Below are 17,577 nucleotides of genomic sequence, written 5' to 3' on the forward strand. Positions count from 1 at the left end.
ACGACGTGCGTTCTGTGCTGGATAACCGGCTGGTTCACAAGGGCGAGAAACAACAACCGCTCGATGACGACGGCCAAGGGACACATGCAGCTCGATGCTGGCAAACAGCAGATGAAAAGCAGTATTGGCCAGGCAGCGGCCGCCACGGCAGCAATGGCGATTCCGACGAAGGTTAGCGCGGACTTTGGCGCGATTGTTCGTGACATTGCGATCAAGGCGAACATTGCCAACAAGCCCGAAGAAGCGCAGATGGCCAAGACGATTATTGGCACGTCGCGCGATACCGGCATGGCTCGTAATCAGGTGGCTGAGGTGGTTAACGCCCTTGTGGGGGCCGGCATGGAGTTGGATAAGGCCCTGTCATACGCACCGGTTGCGGCCAAGTTTGCAGTTGGCCAGGGCTCCGATGGCGGCGAAACGGCCCGCATGATCAACGCCCTGGGGCAGAACGCCAAAATCTCCGACCCGGCCGTGATGCAAAAGGCACTGGAGGCCATCGCCTATCAGGGTCAGGCGGGCAGTTTTGAAGCGGCCGACATGGCGCGTTGGTTCCCCGAGTTGCTGGCCGGCATGGGCAAGATCGGCATTACTGGCATGGATGCGGTCACGCAACTGGGCTCAATGCTTCAGGTGCAGATGAAGACCGCCGGCGGTGCCGACGAAGCGGCCAACAACCTCAAAAACTGGATGGAGAAAATCGGTTCTGGCGATACGGTCAAGGCCTACAAGGACGCCGGGATTGACTACCAAGGGTCGATGAATACCGGCCTGCAGAACGGTAAATCAACCCTGGAGTCCAGCTTTGAGCTGGCACAGAAGTACATTGCGGCAACGGATCCGAAGAAGGCCGCCGCCATGGCGGCCGCTACGGCGAAGATCAGTAAGGAGACTGACCCCGATAAAGCCAAGGCCATGATTGCCTCCCTGGAACAGGCTTTGCGTACCGGGGATCTGTTCGCGGATATGCAGGTTAAGGGTGCTTTGACGGCCTTCATGCAGAACAAAGAACTGTATGCCCAGCTCAAGAAAGACTCGGCTGACGCCAGCGGGATCCTTGATAAGAACCTTGAGGAACGCCGGCAGGCATCGGCGCAGAAGTGGGCGGAAATGGCCCAGGGCATGGACGAGGCCATGCGCGCCATTGGTGACGCATTCCGGCCGGTCACTGACAAAGTGGCTGATGGCCTGGCTTACGTCACCCAGGGGCTGGCCAAGCTCTCGGACGAGTCGCCCCGGGTTGTGACTGGAATCGGTGCCGCTGTTGCCGCTGTGATCGCTTTTCAGAGCGCTATGAGTAGTTTCAAGATCGCCAAGGGTTTGCTCAATCTGGGTCGCGGCTCATTGATGGGTAACCCGAACATCCCTCAAAAAGTCATTGTCACCAATATGCCCGTGGGCGGATCTGGTGGCGGTGGGATGGGCGACCTTGCCGATACCGATGTGAATGACGGTAAGGACAAAGGAAAGGGCAAAGCCGTATTACTTCAATCTTGATACGGCGGCCTTTGACTCGCTGCGCCGCTCGACGGCATACCGCTGGGCCTCCCAAGAGCGCCTAACGCGTCGTTCGGCCCAGCAGACCGTTGGCATGGGTGACGAGAAAATAACGCTCAAGGGCGATATTTTCCCGGGCTATCGGGGTGGCCTTGGGCAGTTAAACACGCTGCGCTCGATAGGCTCACAGCTCAAGCCGTTGACCCTGACCACGGGCTATGGCGTTGTGCTGGGCACATGGTGCCTCACGAGTGTTGACGAAGACCAAAGCGCGCTGATGCAGGGTGGTATCCCGCGCAAGCAGGCCTTTACCTTGGAGTTTGTGCGCTATGGCGATGACATGCAGAACATCTGATGGGGATTTACTCGACACCATTTGCCATAACTTCTATGGCCATCTGGTTGGCAGTGTTGAGGCGGTGCTTGCGGCCAATCAGGGCCTGGCGGACGAGGATCAGCCTTACCGTGCCGGCGTGATAATTTTCTTGCCGGATCTGCCTGGCCCTGTGGCTGAGCAAGTGGCGCTGTGGGATTGATTCAGTTCACCGCATCCGCTGCCCCGTTACGCGTAACGCCTCCCTTTCCTAAAGCCCGCCCAGTGCGGGTTTTTTATTGGCCAATGCCTTATGACTCCCCAATTTAGAATCGTCGCGAACGGTTCCGATATTACGTCGCTGATTAACGATCGGCTTTTGTTGTTGCGCACCACGGACAAGCCCGGCATGGAGTCGGACGAGTTTGAGTTGCGCATTGATGACCGTGACGGCCTGGTGACGCTGCCCAAGCGTGGCGCCGGGATCGAGGTCTACCTGGGCTATGCCGAAACGTCCCTGGTGCGCCAGGGTCGCTATGTGGTCGATGAAATCGAAGTGTCAGGCCCGCCGGATACCATTGTTATCCGGGGTAAGGCGAGCGACATGCGCGGCACCGGTAAGTCGATTCGCAGCGGTAGCTGGGAAGACGTGCCGCTGTCGAAAATCGTTTCCGATATCGCGGCTCGCAACGGCTGGACGCCGGCCTGCACCATCGCCACGAAGGTCGCCCGAGCTGACCAGCTCCACGAGTCTGACTTCAGCTTTGTCACGCGCCTGGCCAAGCAATACGACTGCACCGCCAAGGTGGGCGACGGCAAGTTGATGGTTATGCAGCGCCAAGCGGGCCTGAGTGCCAGCGGCAAGGTGATTGGTGCGATCACCATCACGCGCAGCGACGTAAGTCGCTGGCAGTTTCGCCTGGGCGACCGTAATGCGCACAAGACCGTAGCGGCCAAGCATCAGGACAAGAAGACGGGCAAGTTATCGGTTGTATCCCTGGACAACGACGACGTGCCGGATGGCCTGCCGGCAGTGCACACCGACCGCCATATTCACCCGAACAAAACCGCCGCCGAGTCAGCGGCTAAAGCGCGCCTGGCAGCGTTCAACCGCTCTACGGCCGGCGTGCGTCTGGAGATGGATGGCCGCACGGATCTTTTCGCGGAGCGATCTATCAACGCCCAGGGCTTCAAGGTGGGGCTCGATGGCGAGTACCTGGTGGACTCTGTGGAGCAGACATTCACCCAGGCCGGCTGGTCCACCACTGTCGAGTGCAACGGCGGGAAAAAGGGCAAAGCAAAATCTAAGGGCAAGAAAAAGAAGAAAGAAGCGAAGCCCGTCAAGGTTGTAAGCCTGACGTAGCGGCGCAATTCACCATTCATACCCGTCACGTGCGGGCTACTTATGTTAGGAGCGTATATGCCAATTACCCAGCAGCAGTTGCTGCAGATCCTCCCGAACGCCGGCCGCCAAGCTGGCGTTTTTGCTCCTGTCCTGAACACGGCAATGAACCGTTACGGCATCGTCGGAGCAAGACGCGCAGCCGCATTCATCGCCCAAGTCGGGCATGAGTCGGGTCAGTTGCGTTACTTGCGTGAGATTTGGGGGCCGACTGCCCAGCAGGCCGGCTATGAAGGGCGCGCCGATCTGGGCAACACCGCAAAGGGTGACGGCTCCAAGTACTGTGGCAGGGGGCTAATCCAGATCACCGGCCGCGCGAACTACGCGGCTTGCGGTGGAGCGCTGGGCCTGGACTTGGTCAATCAACCCACTCTACTGGAGCACCCCCAGTACGCCACGATGTCGGCGGCCTGGTTCTGGTCTAGCCGTGGGTTGAACACCCTGGCCGATCAGGAGGACTTCGTGAAGATCACCCGGCGCATCAATGGTGGCCTCACCGGCCAGGACGACCGCCAGGCGCTGTACGACAAGGCGCTGGAGGTGCTGGCATGACGCCGTGGCAGATTATCGCTGCGATCACGCTGGCAATTGCCATCGGTTTTGGTGGCGCCTGGCAGGTGCAGGACTGGCGTTACGCTGGGCAACTCGCGAGCCAGGCTGCGTTGCTGGCTGACGATCTAAAAACTCTAACCCAGGCCGCGCTCCGCCAGCAGTCAACCGAACGGAACAAACGCCTGGCAATCGAGCAGCAACTCGCCACCCAAGATCAACAACACACCCGAGAGCTATACGATGAACAACGCAAACAAACTCTTCTGCGTGATCGCCTTGCCACTGCTGATGTGCGGCTGTCAGTCCTTCTCGACGCCACGGATTCAGCCAGTGGCTGCAACGTGCCTTCCGCCTCCGGCGCCGTCAGCGTGGTTCATGCAGCCCGTCGAGCCCAACTTGACCCAGCGCATGCTCAAAGAATTATCAGCATCACCGATGACGGCGACCAAGGACTGATCGCGTTGCGGGCTTGCCAGACCTACGTCCGCACGGTTGCGCGCTGAGTCGACATAACTACTCTCTGCGGGTAGGCATCAATGTTCCTCCGAGGGGTGAACTGCTTAGCATTTGGCACTGGGAAGCTAGCTCCAAGATTATGGTTGTCCACTCTCGGCCAAAAGCAGTCACTCAGGATTAACCCGATGAGCGGCCATCCAGGCCAACGGTTGAACACAAAGTCATCTTGCCTCATTGAGCTAGGCCAGAGCCTCGCTGATATAACTTATCTGACTCTCCCTTATCGCGCACAACTATATGTACTGACTATCCCTCATGCTGGCTTTGCATGAGGGAAAGGAATGGTCTATAGCTTTATCGCTATCTGCCATGATCTACCATAAGAAAGAAAACAAGGAGGCACTATGAGAAATTATATAGCAGCATGTTTTAGTCTGATTCTTATGATTGTAGTTGCGCCCGCGCATGCGTGGGGAAAGAAAGATGTTTCTATATATTTTGAGTTATCGGAACCTGTGAAATCTAGAGATGATCAGTATCAAGTTATAGCCATAAATACATATGCAATGCCAGCGTTCTGTACTGATAGCTTCAAGGGTTCGTTGGTGCGTAGCTTGATCGGCAAGAGCAACAAGGCATCACTCTTGGTTACTTTGGACAAGATCCCCGTGCTCAATATGAGCTATGACGACAAAACTGGTAAGTGCGCCATACATGAGTATCGCGAAAAAAGCTTAAATGGTCAATTGCTAATTGGCTCAACTAAACCAGATCACCAGCTTGGTCTTATCTATGTGTCGGAGGAGAGAATTGATGGAATAACTAACTTGGTTAATGTGGCGAATACAATCCTTGGTGCTCAGTCTAACCTTGTCAGTGCTCCTGTTACTGATACTGTGCTGCCGTTTTTAGTCAACGCATACGAGCAAGCAGCTAGGTCAGGTATTGATTATGTGGTTGACTTTGATATTCCTGGGGTTCAAAACCACGAAAGCAAGGCGACGCTTAAAGGAGTCATTGGCGATTCAGCCCCCAGAACACTAATTACCTTTCAGCGTATTGCCAAAGATTCTGTCCTAGATACCTCTGCGTATAGCCAAATACTGGGTAAGACTATTAGCGGTGGAAAGTCACCTAATGAGGTGCTAATCGCACGTAGAGCTACTGAGGGAGGGGCGTTTAAGGCTGGAGGGTTGGCAACAGTTACAAGGGAGTGCGATCTTCTGGGGGCTGCATATAGGGATAGTCTTAATCAGGCTGACTTGCAGAGGCTTCTTGAGTCCTATCTATTAACCAATCATAGGAAGTACTTGACCATAGGTATAGTGGAAGAGTGTTTAGGACTGCCTCTGCCGGCGCCTACTAAGCAGTTGGCATTCAAAATCCTAGCTGATGAGATTGTTGAGCCATTAAGCGAGTACGACACGTCGTTTTTGAGAAACTTATTTAATGGTCGTTTCGAGAAGGTTCTAATGGCTGATGCGAAATTTTCTGACAGGAGTCGCGAGCTTGGCGTGTCTACTGTATCTGAATATATTAACGTGAGTGATTCTATGCCTCTTTGTCATACATTCATGACATATGATGAGGCGGCTTTTGTTCAGATCATAAAGTCTAAGCCTTACTACGTCTATGTGGCGGTTGATCGTCTTTATAAGGTGGGAGAGGCTACTGCGGATAAAAGTTCAAAAATAGAAAGTATAACTGTGTCGAAGAATCAAGATGATCTTTACGGAGAGAAAGATGGCGTGAGTCGCTGCTTAAATGCTGAAATGCAAAAGACTCGACTCGCGGGCTTATGGACTCAATAGAGTTTGGCTGAGTCTGTATCTTGGCCTAGGCTCAGCTATCCTTTTCGTGCAACCGGATTTTGCCCCATGCAGGGAGGCTCGAATACGCTATTTAATTTCAGTTTTGGTTGCTTTTCTTGTGAGTGTGAATGCAATTGCGGTAAGGCACTAGTGATTCGCACGGTGAAAGCCGGCCCGGAGGTGGGGCAGCAGTTCGTGGGTTGCTCAGGATTCCCACGGTGGCGAGTGACGCAAAGGCTTTAGTCAGTACCCCCTTCCCGCTCCGACTGCCTGAGCGACTCGATGCTCAATGCCTCTAATAGTTGAACTGCACCTTCAAGTGCAGAAGCTAATTTCAAATGTCTGCTTCTGGCCGATTGCTGCCCATTTCAAGCACAGCAATCAAGCCAACATCCGCTAACGCCCACGGCGCCCTGCTGGATTAATCGTCTACATTCCCCATAGCGGTCGTATTGAAACCGCCGTCCACGTACAAGATTTCACCGCTGATACCAGATGCTAGGTCGGAGCAAAGGAAGGCACCAGCATTGCCTACCTCTTCGATAGTCACATTCCGGCGCAATGGAGTTTGCGCTTCGTTGGCTGCCAGCATCTTGCGGAAGTTCTTTATACCGGTGGCTGCAAGGGTACGAATGGGGCCTGCCGACACTGCGTTGACCCGAGTACCGTCCGGACCAAGACTACCCGCCAGATAGCGCACACCTGCCTCCAGGCTAGCCTTGGCCATACCCATGACGTTGTAGTTCGGCATAGTTCGCTCTGCTCCCAAGTAGGACAAAGTCAAAAGACTACCGTTACGGCCCTGCATCATTGAGCGACCGGCTTTCGCCAAGGCTACGAAACTGTATGCGCTGATGTCGTGGGCGATGCGGAAGCCGTCACGTGTTGTGACCTCTGTGAAGTCTCCATCCAGTTGGTCACCTGGCGCGAAACCTACAGAATGGACGATGCAATCCAGTACATCCCATTGCAGTCCCAGCTTTTCAAACACGCCAGCGATGTCCTCATCGCTGGCGACATCACAGGGGAAGCACAGCTCAGGGCTTGAACCCCATTCAGTCGCGAACTCTTCCACTCGACTTCTGAGTTTTTCATTCTGGTAGGTGAAGGCAAGCTCGGCGCCCTCGCGATGCATGGCTGACGCGATACCGGAGGCTATTGACAGTTTACTGGCTACACCGACGATCAGAACTCGTTTACCTGTGAGAAAACCCATGTGTAGCTCCTTGATGTCTAAATATCCAATAGTGTGTCGTGCGCATTTAATAGGCTCTAAACAACACCATCTTTTGCGTTTGAAATCCCACCATGACTTAACCGCCGTGACTCGAGGAGCAGCGGACGGGTTGCCGTGCTCTGGTCTTGGCATCCCAAATCAGGGAGCCTCGGAACGCAGAGCGGTGGGCGCTGCAACGCTGATGTGACGCGGGAAACTCTCATGGAGTTACACGCGACGGCAGTTCAACGGGTGAAAGTTCGTCATGAAAGCGGGTTGTGAATAATTCGACGAAGTGAATCGGCTCTGATTTTCTGGGGGCATCCGACTGGCTCCTTTTGGCCGGATGCAGCCATACGATTTTTCTGTTGAGTAGCGGCCTATTGGTGGTTTGTGTTCGGTCGGCAGGACGCCGGGGGAGGGGTAATTCGTTTCCGCAACCTGATGCGTGCCCCTTGTTCTATGCGGCTTGTAGGGCATCAAAAAATGCTCTGGTGCGGAAATTATGAAGACCTAAGTTGTTGATTTGTATTGTTAAGTCGGCAGTCTTGAAAACCGGCGAACGTTAATAGCGTTCCCAGGGTTCGAATCCCTGGTTTCCCGCCAAATTAAACGATAAGGCCTCGATTAGTCGGGGCTTTTTCGTATCTGAGGTTTGGGAAGGTTTCTGCTGCTTTTGGGAAGAGTTCCGAAACTTTCGGGCAGGAGTTCCGAAACTATGCTTATTTGGACGGTTTCGCGGTCGCACCGATCCTTCTATAAACCCGCTTGGTGATCTCCTGTTTACTGTGCCCGAGCAGCAGGCTTGCATCACCGATATCGACGATTTCCGAGGCGGCCTTCGGTCGGATGTCGCGGAACTGAAACCCTCCAATTTTGGCCGCGAGCAGCGAGTCGCCTTGTGCGATCGCGTTCTGCTGAGCTTTTTCCCGCGCCTTGTCCCAGCGCAAACGCAACATCCCCTTCGTCATCCGCTTTCCATGTCTGTTGATCAATAGGTACTTGGACGGATGCCCAGCGTTCCTTTCACCGATCTCCCTGACCAATTTCCCCAGGCTATTTTCACCTGCGTCCGTACGCATCAGGATTCGGAGCTTCTGCCCGGTCTTGCCCTGCGTTACCAAGAAGTAATCCCCCTCGGTATCGTCGCTGCGCATGAGCAGCACGTCAGCAGGCCGCTGCCCGGTCAAATAGCCTAGGTCCATGGCTTCCTTGAGTTCCTGTTCGGCAACGGCGTAGACCGCATCCCAGACGGCCGCATTGGCGTAGTAGTCGCGTGGCGCCTCCTTGTTCTTCCTTATGCCTTGGCATGGATTCTCCCGCTCCGTGAGTCCCCACTCCCTGGCCATGTTGAATACGTGGGACAGGAGGGCGATCTCACGGTTGGCGCGAACCTTCGCGGAACGGGCATCTCGGTAACCGGCAATATTGAACGGTGTGATTGACTCGATGGGCGCTTCATCAAAGGTAGGGCGAAGCTGTTTCAGTTCGGCCATATTGTCCTTCTGGGTACGCTCTCCCTTATTCGGGATTACGTCGCGTACGTACCGATCGAAGATTCCCTTCATCGTTGTCAGGTCCGCCGGTTTTTCTTTGGCTTCCATTTCGGCCCATTTCAAGCGGGCCTTGCTCAGGTCCGTGCCCAGCGGGATCTCTTTCCCGGCAGAATCCCGATAGTAGTAGCCGATCCAGACCTTCCCGTTTTTCCTTGGGCGCTTGCGCCGCACCATTCCAGGCGGCAAGTCCCTGTTCTCCGTATTGCGGGGGCGCATATCAATTCACTCTTGAGAAGTCCGGCGTCCAAGTCGGGCGCGCCGGCGGCGGGTTTGGATCGACGATAGTGGTGGTGGCCATGCCCAGCTTCATGCGGGCAAACATCCGGCCAACCAAAGGTCGTCCGCCGCGGCTTTCGACGTACACCCAGTTTCGATCGTTGAGCCATTTCCGCTGATCAGATCGACGCTTGTAGCCAGTAAGGTCGGCGAGCTCCTCGTCCGATAAGATCTCTGCTTTCATAGTTACCTCCAGCTGCCCGTACCGGGCCGCCCTGTCTTGATAAATTTCATGAGTATCTTTGTCACCTGAGCGGCTGACTTTGAAGGGAAGGTGTTTTATAGTTAGATCAAATTAGTGTGCGAATCACTCTAGTAAGAAAAGGAAGCTTTCTTTGAATTCGGTTAACTTAAAAATTTGGCTGACGGAGGCTCTCCCAAAGCATGAATTATTAGCGCGTTCGGTATCCTCCATTGTTGAGAATCTTTTAAAAAGCAATGGTGTTGATTATCTTGCTGTGACTGGTAGAGTAAAGAACTATGAAAGTGTAGTGAAGAAGATAAAAAGAAAGGGGTATAAAGATCCGGTCAGGCAACTAACTGATTTGACTGGTATCAGGATAATTGTTTTTTTTGAGTCGCAGGTTTCTCGTGTTGCAGAATTGATAGGGGAAGCATTTAACGTTGATCTTGAAAATTCAAGTAACAAAGATGCTTCTCTTTTAGTTAATCAGATGGGCTATCGGTCTTCTCATTTTGTTTGTGATTTAGGACCTGTGCGAAAGGACCTGCCAGAGTATGAAGGGCTCGATGGTCTAAAGTTTGAGTTCCAAGTTAGGACGGTTCTTCAACATGCATGGGCTGAACTTGCACATGATAGAAATTACAAGTTTTCAGGAAAGCTGCCCCCAGCTGCAGAGAGGAAGCTCTTTTTGTACGCCGGTATGCTAGAGCTCGCTGATCGTGGGTTTGATGAGCTGTCGAGTGAAATAGATAGTTATATTAGAGACGTTCAGAGGGAGGTAGTTGCTGGCGATCTGGAAATGGAAATAAACTCAATTAACTTGGGAGAGTTTATTGATGAGTGGGCTAGAGTTAATAAGTTCCCTCTGGAACATCTTGATCTGAAGGATGGTTTGGGTGATTTGATTGAAGAGCTTCGAATGTTTGGGGTGTCTACTTTGACAGATTTAAATGAAATCATCCCCGTTGATTATGCTAGCAGGTCTAATGAGAAAGGGATAACTACGACAATTTATGGTCTGGTTCGCGATTGGATGCTTATTTCAGATTGGCAGCATTACCGCTCCAATGTACCGTTACGATGGGCGCTCAGCCCTTATGATGACCTCTTGGTTCAGACTTATTTACCTGAAGACGAACACGGGGCCTTCGAGGACGCCTTTCGTGATGATGATATAGATGGACCCGATTAAATCGATAGTTGGGTTAAGAGCGTTGCAATTCTGATGCCGAGCCATTGAGTGATCGGCACCGCTTTGCTGTTTCCGATAGCCTTGTAACGCGGCCCATCTGGGCACTCACTTAAAGGTTTTTCGCGCCATGGGATTTGAGTGTAGTTGTCGGGAAAACCTTGGCAACGCTCCCACTCGATCACGCTGGTTCGGCGGACGCCCTCGGGTTCCAGCACATATGCCTCTCTATCATCGAGAGAGCCTCCCCCCTGTGCCGTGAGAGTAGGGTGAAGTGCAAACTCCGCCGACCGTCCCGGCGGGCTATCCCGGCGAGTGCCTTCGCGCTCAAAAAGTACCTCGGTGGGATCGAACCCGTCTCGAGCACTTGCGACAACGAACACACGACGGCGTCGTTGGGCCAGGCCGAAATATTGGGCGTCCAGGACCCGCCACGCGATTGTTCTTTTGGGTCCATACACACAACCAGCGTCCTGCCATTTTTTCCCTGGAGGCTGCAGCTCGCAGTCTTCCCCAGCAAGCGCGCCAAGAAAGCATCCGAAGGCGTTCCCTTTGTCGCTGAGGACGCCGGGGACGTTCTCCCAGACGATAACGCTGGCGGGCTTTCGCTGGCCGGCGCGAACATAGTCAACTGCATCTGCAAGCTCCACGTATTTGATGGTGAGGGCGCCGCGAGGGTCGGCAAGGCCTTCGCGCATACCGGCGACAGAGAAGGCCTGGCACGGGGTGCCTCCGACCAGCACGTCCGGTGCCGAGATCTTTCCGGACAGTACCAGGGCGGACAGCTTGGTCATGTCGCCGTGGTTCGGCACGTCGGGGTAGTGGTGGGCCAGGACCGCCGAGGGGAACGGCTCAATCTCGGCGAACCAGGCGGCGCGCATGCCCAGCGGATGCCAGGCCTGGGTCGCGGCTTCGATGCCGCTGCACACGCTTCCATAAGTCATGGGCATGACATCTTCCTTGCCGCGATAGCGGCCGACCTTGAAGGGGGAGTGGATTTATTTGAAAGCGATCTACACGAGCGCTAGAGCTTTGCTACAAATGACATGTCGCGCATGCATTTCAGATTTCGTGGTTGAAATGCATGGCCGGCAGACGCTCCATAACGTCGTTGGAGCGAGCCCTTTAGATGTGGGCAGTGATCGGTAGGTCGTAGTATTTAGCAACGAGTTAAACAACACCCTTACTTTAGCCTACTAACTCGCCGCATTGACATACAGGTCATCTCTGCTGTCTTCTTCGGGAGCCACCACCGCGCGCTCATGGTTAGCTTGAATTTGCATTCTGCATGTATTGGGAGTCCTTGATGTCCGTACGCGGTAAGCTAGCGCTATTTTCTATGGAGGGAAGGCTATGGGTCGAGTGCTGGCGGTAATAGGTATCATTCTCACGGTTGGATATGCGTTTTTTGCCTGGTGGCTAGTTGGCGATCGCATTCAAACGCTTCAAACTATGGCTTTAAACGAAGTCGGTGATTTTTTGGCAGGTGCCTTTGGACCGGTAGCTATTCTATGGCTCGTATTGGGGTTCTTTCAGCAAGGTATGGAGCTGCGGCAGGGTACAGAGGCGCTTTTATTGCAGGCAAGAGAGTTGCAGTCTTCTGTCGAACAGCAAAAGGAGTTGGTGGCTGTAACTAAAGATCAAGTGAATGCGGAATTGGAGTCCGCGTTGGAAGCCAAGGCCCAAAGAATACGATCTATCAGCCCATTCCTTGTACCCTCAGGTGCGGGCGGTATGCATAGTGGTGATGAGCACGAGATAGGTTTTATTATTAAAAATCTAGGCGCCCCAATTTCTCACATAGTTATTAAATTTGAAGGGGTTATGGAAGGCATGAACAAATCGATTGATGCGTTAGATAAGGGAGGGTTTGTTGAGTTTAAATACAAGTTCTCGGGCTCAGGTGAAGGGTTGGCTGATTTGATGACGATGAATTATCTAGATTCTGACCATAATTCCGGTGCTGCAAAGTTTAAGGTTTTGGTAGATGTCTCATCCACTCATCCGAGAATGAAAGTAATGGTCTGAGCTAGTTCCGGCTAACGTCGAGATATTACTAAGTCGGATGTGGGGCGAAACTTTGATTAAAAAGGATGTTGTTTGTTAAAGCTCTTTAGTGAAATGAGCTATAAGGTTTTTTTAAGTGAGGTGATTATGATTACGGTAGGTGGAAAACGGGTAATCGGCACTAGCAGCATTATGGTGCCAAATGGAGAGAAGGCCATTGTCGTATACGAATTTGATGATACTGATAAAGTAACATGTAGTTTCAGTTTCGCCGAGTCGTCTGAAGAAGGCGAGGATAAAGGAGCGCAGGTCTCATTTCGCGGAAAAGACGATTGCAGTGAGTTTGTTTTTATAAATTTTAACTCGGCTCCAGGGCATAGTACGGGAAAGCCTATCGTGTTTGGAACTTCGGATCTCGATGAAGATATTTCATTGATGGCGACAGTTTACAAATATAAAAGATCTCACCGTATCGATTTTCAAATTATGGTGGGGAACGTCGATGAGTAACGAAAATTTTCGGGCTACGGTCATTGTCGATGATGTGCATGAGAATACCTCGCAAGAACTTATAAGCATAACCAGCGATAAGCTCAAACTGGTTCTAATAGAACATCTAAAATGCGTTGAGGATTCTAGGGCGTGGCATACACCAGCAAGTTTACTTATTGCGATAGTTTTAGTCTTGTCCACGTCAACGTTTAAAGACTCCTTGGGAGTGCCGGCAGGGACGTGGCTTGCTTTTTTTATGTTTTTATTGTTGGGCTTTAGTGTTTGGCTTGTGTACTGTCTTTTAAAGCTCAGAAGGCGGCAATCTGTAGATAGACTGATAGAAATAATAAAGAAGAAAAAATCAGACGCCAACTCAGTGGCTTAGTCGTCTTTGATTTAGTTGTCGTTTTTTCCGTGCGCGCCACTTATGTGGCGTGCGGTTTTTGATGCTGATTTTTTAAAAGGATTCATCAGTTAAATTGCTTTATTCCGAGCTCATAGCTTCGATAGTTCTTCGAGTCTGCTTAGGTTTAGCTCTGTCTCCGGAAGTTAGCGTACAGAGATTAACGACTACATGTTCTGCATAATCTGCACTAGAGAAGTTAAGTAAGCTCGCGCGATATTCCAAAGACTCTGCTAAGCTAATTGCCTCAATGTACGTCCAGCGAAACCCTTTGGTTTTTCCAGTGGCTGACTCCACTATGTGATAAGCCTTGCCACGAGTTATGACTTGGAAACGAGTTTGCTGCGCGGGTGGCTCTTTACCGATCAGGGCATAAAATTCAGTGATTGCGAGCCGGGAGCGGATCCGTAGGGCAACTGCCAAGTCGACTCGTTGTTGAATTGATGTATGCACTTAGGATGCCTCAGTGAGTTGAATTTCTTAAGTAGTGAGCGTTGGTTGGTTTGAATGTCGCACCATTCGTATCTGGGCGGTACGGCGCTCCGGAGTCCGACGGTCACGGCGCATTGCGTCGTCGCCGATCATTGCGTGCACTGCGATCAATGCGGCTAGTGCGAAGCAAACCGGTGAGATGATTTTGCGGCGTATTGCTTCGGCAACTGCCGCGGTCTGGCGTGTAACGCCAAGCTTGAACATGGCGCAGGAAAGGCGCTTCGCTACAGTGCAGGCTGCCACGTCGAACTGGCGGGCAATCTCTTTGGCCGTCATGCCCTGGGCGGCGGCCAGTAGGTACTGAAGCTCTTTGGGCGCAAGGCCTCTACCGAGGTAACCCTTCCATGCGCCGTTGATGATTTCGTTCATCGCTTTGACTCCCGGTTGTTTTCCCGCTGCACCCGTCCCCAGGTGCAGAAGTGAAATCTTCTGGTGTCGCCTGCCGGCTTCCCGCTACTGGCGTCGGTCGCCGGCCCAGCAAATTGTTTTTCCAGCCGCGGGCCTTTCGGCTTGTTCTCCCGCTGGATAACTCGTCTTGGCGCTTTACGCTGCGCACCCGGGTCAGTTGCCAACCCTCTGAACCGTTTAGGCCGGTTCATCGCTGCCTTCCATCTGGCCGGTTGTTATCCGGCGACGAGGCAAAACTACAACTGTAAATTGTAATATGCAAGCATTGGTTGTAATAGTTTTTGCAGAAAGGATGCATTATTGTAATTTCAGGATGCATGAAAAAGCCCGCTTAATGGCGGGCTCTGGTGATCTGGAATGAATTTAGAATTGGTTAGCGGGAGTACATTGCCCACCAAAACACATGGCCCAGGATGCCAAGTTGCTGCTCTTGGATCTCCTGAAATGTGTACTCCTCATCAGGATGCTCATCGCGGTTGAAGCTTCGCAAGCGAATGCCCGTGGGTAGGCGAAACAGTTGCTTTATTCTGAGTTGGCCGTTGTGGTTGATGGCGTACATCTCTCCGTCAACCACGTCCTTCAGTGTATTTTTTCCAACATTGATACCCACGGTTGCGCCATCTCGTAATACCGGAAGCATGCTGTTCCCGCTTACAACCACGCACTTTGCGTTACTGAATTGAACGCCGTTGTGCCGCAGATCCTTCTTGAAAAAGCGCAGTCGAGAGCTGTCGCTTTCCTCTATGGCAAATTTTCCAGAGCCGGCCGCGAGCTCAATCTCGCGAAGAAAAGGTACGTAAACCTCATCCTCATCAAGAGGGGTGCTTTCGTCCCAGGGTTCGATTGCTTGCAGAGAGGTGTCAGTAGTGGCGCTGTGTAATTCGGCTGGCCCAGATTCACCCATCAAGTAAGCCACTGAGACGCCAAGCACTTCGCTCAGATGTCTGATGCGCGGGTTTCGCGGAGCGGTGCGCCCCGACTCCCATGCTTGGACCGACTGTGGGCTAACGCCAAGCTTGCGGGCTAACTCAGATTGATTGAGTCCCTGCGCTTCTCGTGCTGCGGCTATGCGTGAGGAGGTCGTAGTCATGGAAGTGAGAATACAACCAGCACTTGTAGCGAGCATTGCAATTCTCACTTGTAGATAAATTCGAAAGTATGTAACTTTGGGTTGTAATAGCGGTTTTAAAGAGGACTTTATGGAACCTAATGCAGCTGAGCGTGCAGCTAAGGCAGCAGGCAGCCAGTCGGCCCTTGCTCGCGTTCTTGGCTGCACGCCACAGAACGTTCAGCGCTGGTGTGCCTCCGGGCGAGTGCCAGCGGAGCGCGTGATCTCCGTCGAGCAGGCAACCGGTATACCGCGTCATGAGCTTAGACCGGATCTATATCCAGAGGCCGCTTAGCCGTTCGTTGGGATGATTTTGTACCTCAAGAGCGAGGCCTGGTAGTGATCTGGATTAGCTGTTGATTCATCCAGTGCCCAAATAGCAGACATAAAAAAACCGCCTGGCAGGGCGGTTCAGTACAGCGTTTAAGCGAGGTCAATAATGATCAAAAACACCCCCCCAGTCAATAGTTCTGGCGATGTCACGACACTTCCCGGCGAGCCAGAAAAGGTGTCACGAAACACAGTCACCAATCAATCCGCAGCGATGAATGCCGCCCTGATGATCAGCGGCCAGTATTCGCGCGCTTCCAAGACTCAATTCCGCCGGGAATGCCTCGATTACTTGAAGGCATCCCTGGCTCCTGCCCAAGATGTCCCTGCATGAGTACCATCATCATGAGCCTGTGCTGGCCCTTGCAAGGCATGAGCGGACCGCAAAAGGCTGTACTGATTTCGCTGGCCGATAATGCAAACGACGAGGGTGTTTGCTGGCCTTCTATTGCCCGAATCTCTGAGCGTACTTGCCTCGCTGAAAGGACTGTTCAGGCCGCCATAAAGTGGCTTGGCCAGGTGGGCATTTTGTCTGTCCGGGAACGGATGGGGCGTTCGACAATTTACACACTAACCCCCGCATCTTATGCACCCCCGCAGGAGGCGCGCCCCGCAGCAGATGCACCACCACCCCCGCAGCTCACGACACAAACCCCCGCAGCAGCCGCACCCAGAACCGTAATAGAACCATCAAGTGAACCATCACCTCTTGTTAGCACAGAGCAACCAACGAAAATTTTGAAGCCGAAATGCCCAACTCAGGCAATCGTCGATTTGTTCAATGCAACGATCCCGGAGTTTCCCCGAGTCATGTTGTTGACCAAGGATCGGATCGCAAAGGTCAGCGCACGTTGGAACGAAAGCGAGGTTCATCAGGATCTCAGTTTCTGGGCCGAGTACTTCGCCCTGGTGCGCTCCAGCGAGTTTCTGATGGGCAAGGTTTCGGCTTCTGGCGGTAATCCTTTCCGCTGCAACTTCGATTGGTTGATTGCCCCGAGCAACTTCGTGAAGGTCGTTGAGGGAAATTACAATGCGTGATCCCTAAAGCCTGGAAGCCGAACACGGTGTGCTGGGGGCGATGTTCCTGCGCCCTGAGCTGATCGACGTACTGGCCGCCGATCTGGTGCCCGAGGACTTTTACTACGAGGACAACGCCGAGCTGTATCGCGGGATTTTGGCCTTGCACGGTGATGGTCATCCCGTCGATATCGTGACCGTCGGGGTTTATGTGGGGGATCTGCCTGGTGGTGCGAGTTCGTTTGCCTATGCCGCAGAAATTGCCCGCAATACGCCAAGCGTTGCAAACGCCGCTTCCTACGCCGGAACGGTTCGTGAGCGCAGCCTGGATAGGTCGATCATCGAGCTGAGCGTGCGGATCAACGACATTGCCTACGGTGGACCGGCCAACCCCGACCACTCTGAATAGCCTGTTCGTAAAAATGGCCACCAAGGCGCGAGCTGCGGAGGTCTACTTCAAAGACTCATGGGCGTCGGGCATTCCTGCCGACACCTACCTACAGCAGGCGGTGAGTGGTGGTCTGCGGCCTCACAAGCGTTTCGAAAAATCGTTGATAGCGCGCGGCATCATGCGCAGCGGTCAATTCGCCGTACCCACTACGGCTTTTTTGAATCAGTACGGCAACGTGTCACGCGGCACGATGATGAAGATCCTGTCGGGCCTGGGTGCTGCTGAGTCAGCGCGGGGCTATCAGGCAAACGCCAGCGGCAGTGCAAGGAGTCGACGCAAGGGCAACGCCCATCGGTTCTTCTCGGGTGATGTCGACGGCACGCAGGGTGTGTGGGAGCGCAAATCGATGGGCATGGGTGATGCAGTGCGGCCAGTGTTCATCTTCAGCGATTCAGCGCCCAAGTATCGAACCATTTTCCC

At 53.1% G+C, this 17,577-nt stretch carries 19 protein-coding genes and 3 pseudogenes; 16 read left to right on the top strand and 6 right to left on the bottom strand.

Going from position 1 to position 17,577, the window contains the following annotated elements; genetic code table 11:
- The 8 genes and pseudogenes from AOA61_RS05990 to AOA61_RS32150 form a co-directional block, all read left to right on the top strand.
- Window positions 1–1,386: pseudogene (locus tag AOA61_RS05990) on the top strand (phage tail tape measure protein); the annotation flags it as partial.
- Window positions 1,387–1,444: 58 nt separating this feature from the next.
- Window positions 1,445–1,849 (top strand): annotated as a pseudogene (locus AOA61_RS05995) (phage tail protein); the annotation flags it as partial.
- The gene (locus tag AOA61_RS06000; protein WP_099601328.1) at window positions 1,824–2,030 is read left to right on the top strand and encodes a tail protein X; all 207 of its coding nucleotides are present in this window, start codon (window positions 1,824–1,826) and stop codon (window positions 2,028–2,030) included. The pseudogene AOA61_RS05995 and the gene AOA61_RS06000, both read left to right, overlap by 26 nt.
- 90 nt (window positions 2,031–2,120) lie before the next feature.
- The gene (locus AOA61_RS06005) at window positions 2,121–3,170 is read left to right on the top strand and encodes a phage late control D family protein (protein WP_099601329.1); all 1,050 of its coding nucleotides are present in this window, start codon (window positions 2,121–2,123) and stop codon (window positions 3,168–3,170) included.
- Between the two features lie 57 nt (window positions 3,171–3,227).
- The gene (locus AOA61_RS06010) at window positions 3,228–3,761 is read left to right on the top strand and encodes a glycoside hydrolase family 19 protein (protein WP_099601330.1); all 534 of its coding nucleotides are present in this window, start codon (window positions 3,228–3,230) and stop codon (window positions 3,759–3,761) included.
- The gene (locus tag AOA61_RS06015; RefSeq protein ID WP_099601331.1) at window positions 3,758–4,264 is read left to right on the top strand and encodes a lysis system i-spanin subunit Rz; all 507 of its coding nucleotides are present in this window, start codon (window positions 3,758–3,760) and stop codon (window positions 4,262–4,264) included. Before AOA61_RS06010 ends, AOA61_RS06015 begins: the two co-directional genes overlap by 4 nt.
- Before the next feature lie 357 nt (window positions 4,265–4,621).
- Entirely contained in the window at window positions 4,622–6,028 is a 1,407-nt protein-coding gene (locus tag AOA61_RS06020) for a hypothetical protein (RefSeq protein ID WP_099601332.1), read from the top strand.
- Window positions 6,029–6,163: 135 nt separating this feature from the next.
- Window positions 6,164–6,271: pseudogene (locus AOA61_RS32150) on the top strand (nuclease); the annotation flags it as partial.
- A gap of 178 nt (window positions 6,272–6,449) precedes the next feature.
- Here AOA61_RS32150 and fabI read toward each other — a convergent pair.
- The 3 genes from fabI to AOA61_RS06035 form a co-directional block, all read right to left on the bottom strand.
- Complete coding sequence (gene fabI, locus AOA61_RS06025; RefSeq protein ID WP_099601333.1) at window positions 6,450–7,244, bottom strand: enoyl-ACP reductase FabI; 795 nt, start codon at window positions 7,242–7,244, stop codon at window positions 6,450–6,452.
- A 722-nt stretch (window positions 7,245–7,966) separates the two neighbouring features.
- The gene (locus AOA61_RS06030; protein ID WP_099601334.1) at window positions 7,967–9,016 is read right to left on the bottom strand and encodes a tyrosine-type recombinase/integrase; all 1,050 of its coding nucleotides are present in this window, start codon (window positions 9,014–9,016) and stop codon (window positions 7,967–7,969) included.
- A gap of 1 nt (window position 9,017) precedes the next feature.
- On the bottom strand, window positions 9,018–9,260 hold the full coding sequence (locus AOA61_RS06035; protein ID WP_099601335.1) for a DUF4224 domain-containing protein: 243 nt from the start codon (window positions 9,258–9,260) through the stop codon (window positions 9,018–9,020).
- A 151-nt stretch (window positions 9,261–9,411) separates the two neighbouring features.
- Between AOA61_RS06035 and AOA61_RS06040 the strand changes: the two genes are divergently transcribed.
- The gene (locus AOA61_RS06040; protein ID WP_099601336.1) at window positions 9,412–10,452 is read left to right on the top strand and encodes a GTP pyrophosphokinase; all 1,041 of its coding nucleotides are present in this window, start codon (window positions 9,412–9,414) and stop codon (window positions 10,450–10,452) included.
- On the opposite strand, the gene AOA61_RS06045 is transcribed toward AOA61_RS06040, so the two are convergent.
- On the bottom strand, window positions 10,449–11,399 hold the full coding sequence (locus AOA61_RS06045) for a DNA cytosine methyltransferase (protein ID WP_099601337.1): 951 nt from the start codon (window positions 11,397–11,399) through the stop codon (window positions 10,449–10,451). The genes AOA61_RS06040 and AOA61_RS06045 overlap by 4 nt on opposite strands.
- Window positions 11,400–11,802: 403 nt before the next feature.
- Here AOA61_RS06045 and AOA61_RS06050 point away from each other — a divergent pair, with 403 nt between their 5' ends.
- Both AOA61_RS06050 and AOA61_RS06055 read left to right on the top strand, forming a co-directional pair.
- Complete coding sequence (locus AOA61_RS06050; protein ID WP_099601338.1) at window positions 11,803–12,477, top strand: hypothetical protein; 675 nt, start codon at window positions 11,803–11,805, stop codon at window positions 12,475–12,477.
- Window positions 12,478–12,549: 72 nt separating this feature from the next.
- Window positions 12,550–12,966 (top strand): DUF6864 domain-containing function, encoded by a 417-nt coding sequence (locus tag AOA61_RS06055; protein ID WP_099601339.1) that lies wholly within the window; start codon window positions 12,550–12,552, stop codon window positions 12,964–12,966.
- A gap of 865 nt (window positions 12,967–13,831) precedes the next feature.
- Here AOA61_RS06055 and AOA61_RS06065 read toward each other — a convergent pair.
- Window positions 13,832–14,212 carry a response regulator transcription factor gene (locus tag AOA61_RS06065; RefSeq protein ID WP_099601340.1) on the bottom strand — a complete coding sequence of 127 codons (381 nt, stop codon included), beginning with the start codon at window positions 14,210–14,212 and terminating at the stop codon, window positions 13,832–13,834.
- A 412-nt stretch (window positions 14,213–14,624) separates the two neighbouring features.
- A complete protein-coding gene (locus AOA61_RS06070; RefSeq protein ID WP_099601344.1) occupies window positions 14,625–15,341 on the bottom strand; it encodes a helix-turn-helix transcriptional regulator in 717 nt (238 codons plus the stop codon).
- Window positions 15,342–15,450: 109 nt separating this feature from the next.
- Here AOA61_RS06070 and AOA61_RS06075 point away from each other — a divergent pair, with 109 nt between their 5' ends.
- The 5 genes from AOA61_RS06075 to AOA61_RS06090 form a co-directional block, all read left to right on the top strand.
- A complete protein-coding gene (locus tag AOA61_RS06075; protein ID WP_099601341.1) occupies window positions 15,451–15,654 on the top strand; it encodes a YdaS family helix-turn-helix protein in 204 nt (67 codons plus the stop codon).
- Window positions 15,655–15,798: 144 nt separating this feature from the next.
- Entirely contained in the window at window positions 15,799–16,023 is a 225-nt protein-coding gene (locus AOA61_RS30850) for a hypothetical protein (RefSeq protein WP_143521189.1), read from the top strand.
- Window positions 16,020–16,727, top strand: a complete 708-nt coding sequence (locus tag AOA61_RS06080; RefSeq protein WP_099601342.1) for a helix-turn-helix domain-containing protein — start codon at window positions 16,020–16,022, stop codon at window positions 16,725–16,727. Before AOA61_RS30850 ends, AOA61_RS06080 begins: the two co-directional genes overlap by 4 nt.
- A 10-nt stretch (window positions 16,728–16,737) precedes the next feature.
- A complete protein-coding gene (locus AOA61_RS06085; RefSeq protein ID WP_256583347.1) occupies window positions 16,738–17,115 on the top strand; it encodes a DnaB-like helicase N-terminal domain-containing protein in 378 nt (125 codons plus the stop codon).
- Window positions 17,084–17,577 (top strand): hypothetical protein (locus tag AOA61_RS06090; RefSeq protein WP_306668093.1); only part of this gene is annotated, 494 nt, incomplete at its 3' end. The genes AOA61_RS06085 and AOA61_RS06090, both read left to right, overlap by 32 nt.

This window comes from Pseudomonas sp. 2995-1, assembly GCF_002742505.1.
GTDB lineage: Bacteria > Pseudomonadota > Gammaproteobacteria > Pseudomonadales > Pseudomonadaceae > Aquipseudomonas > Aquipseudomonas sivasensis.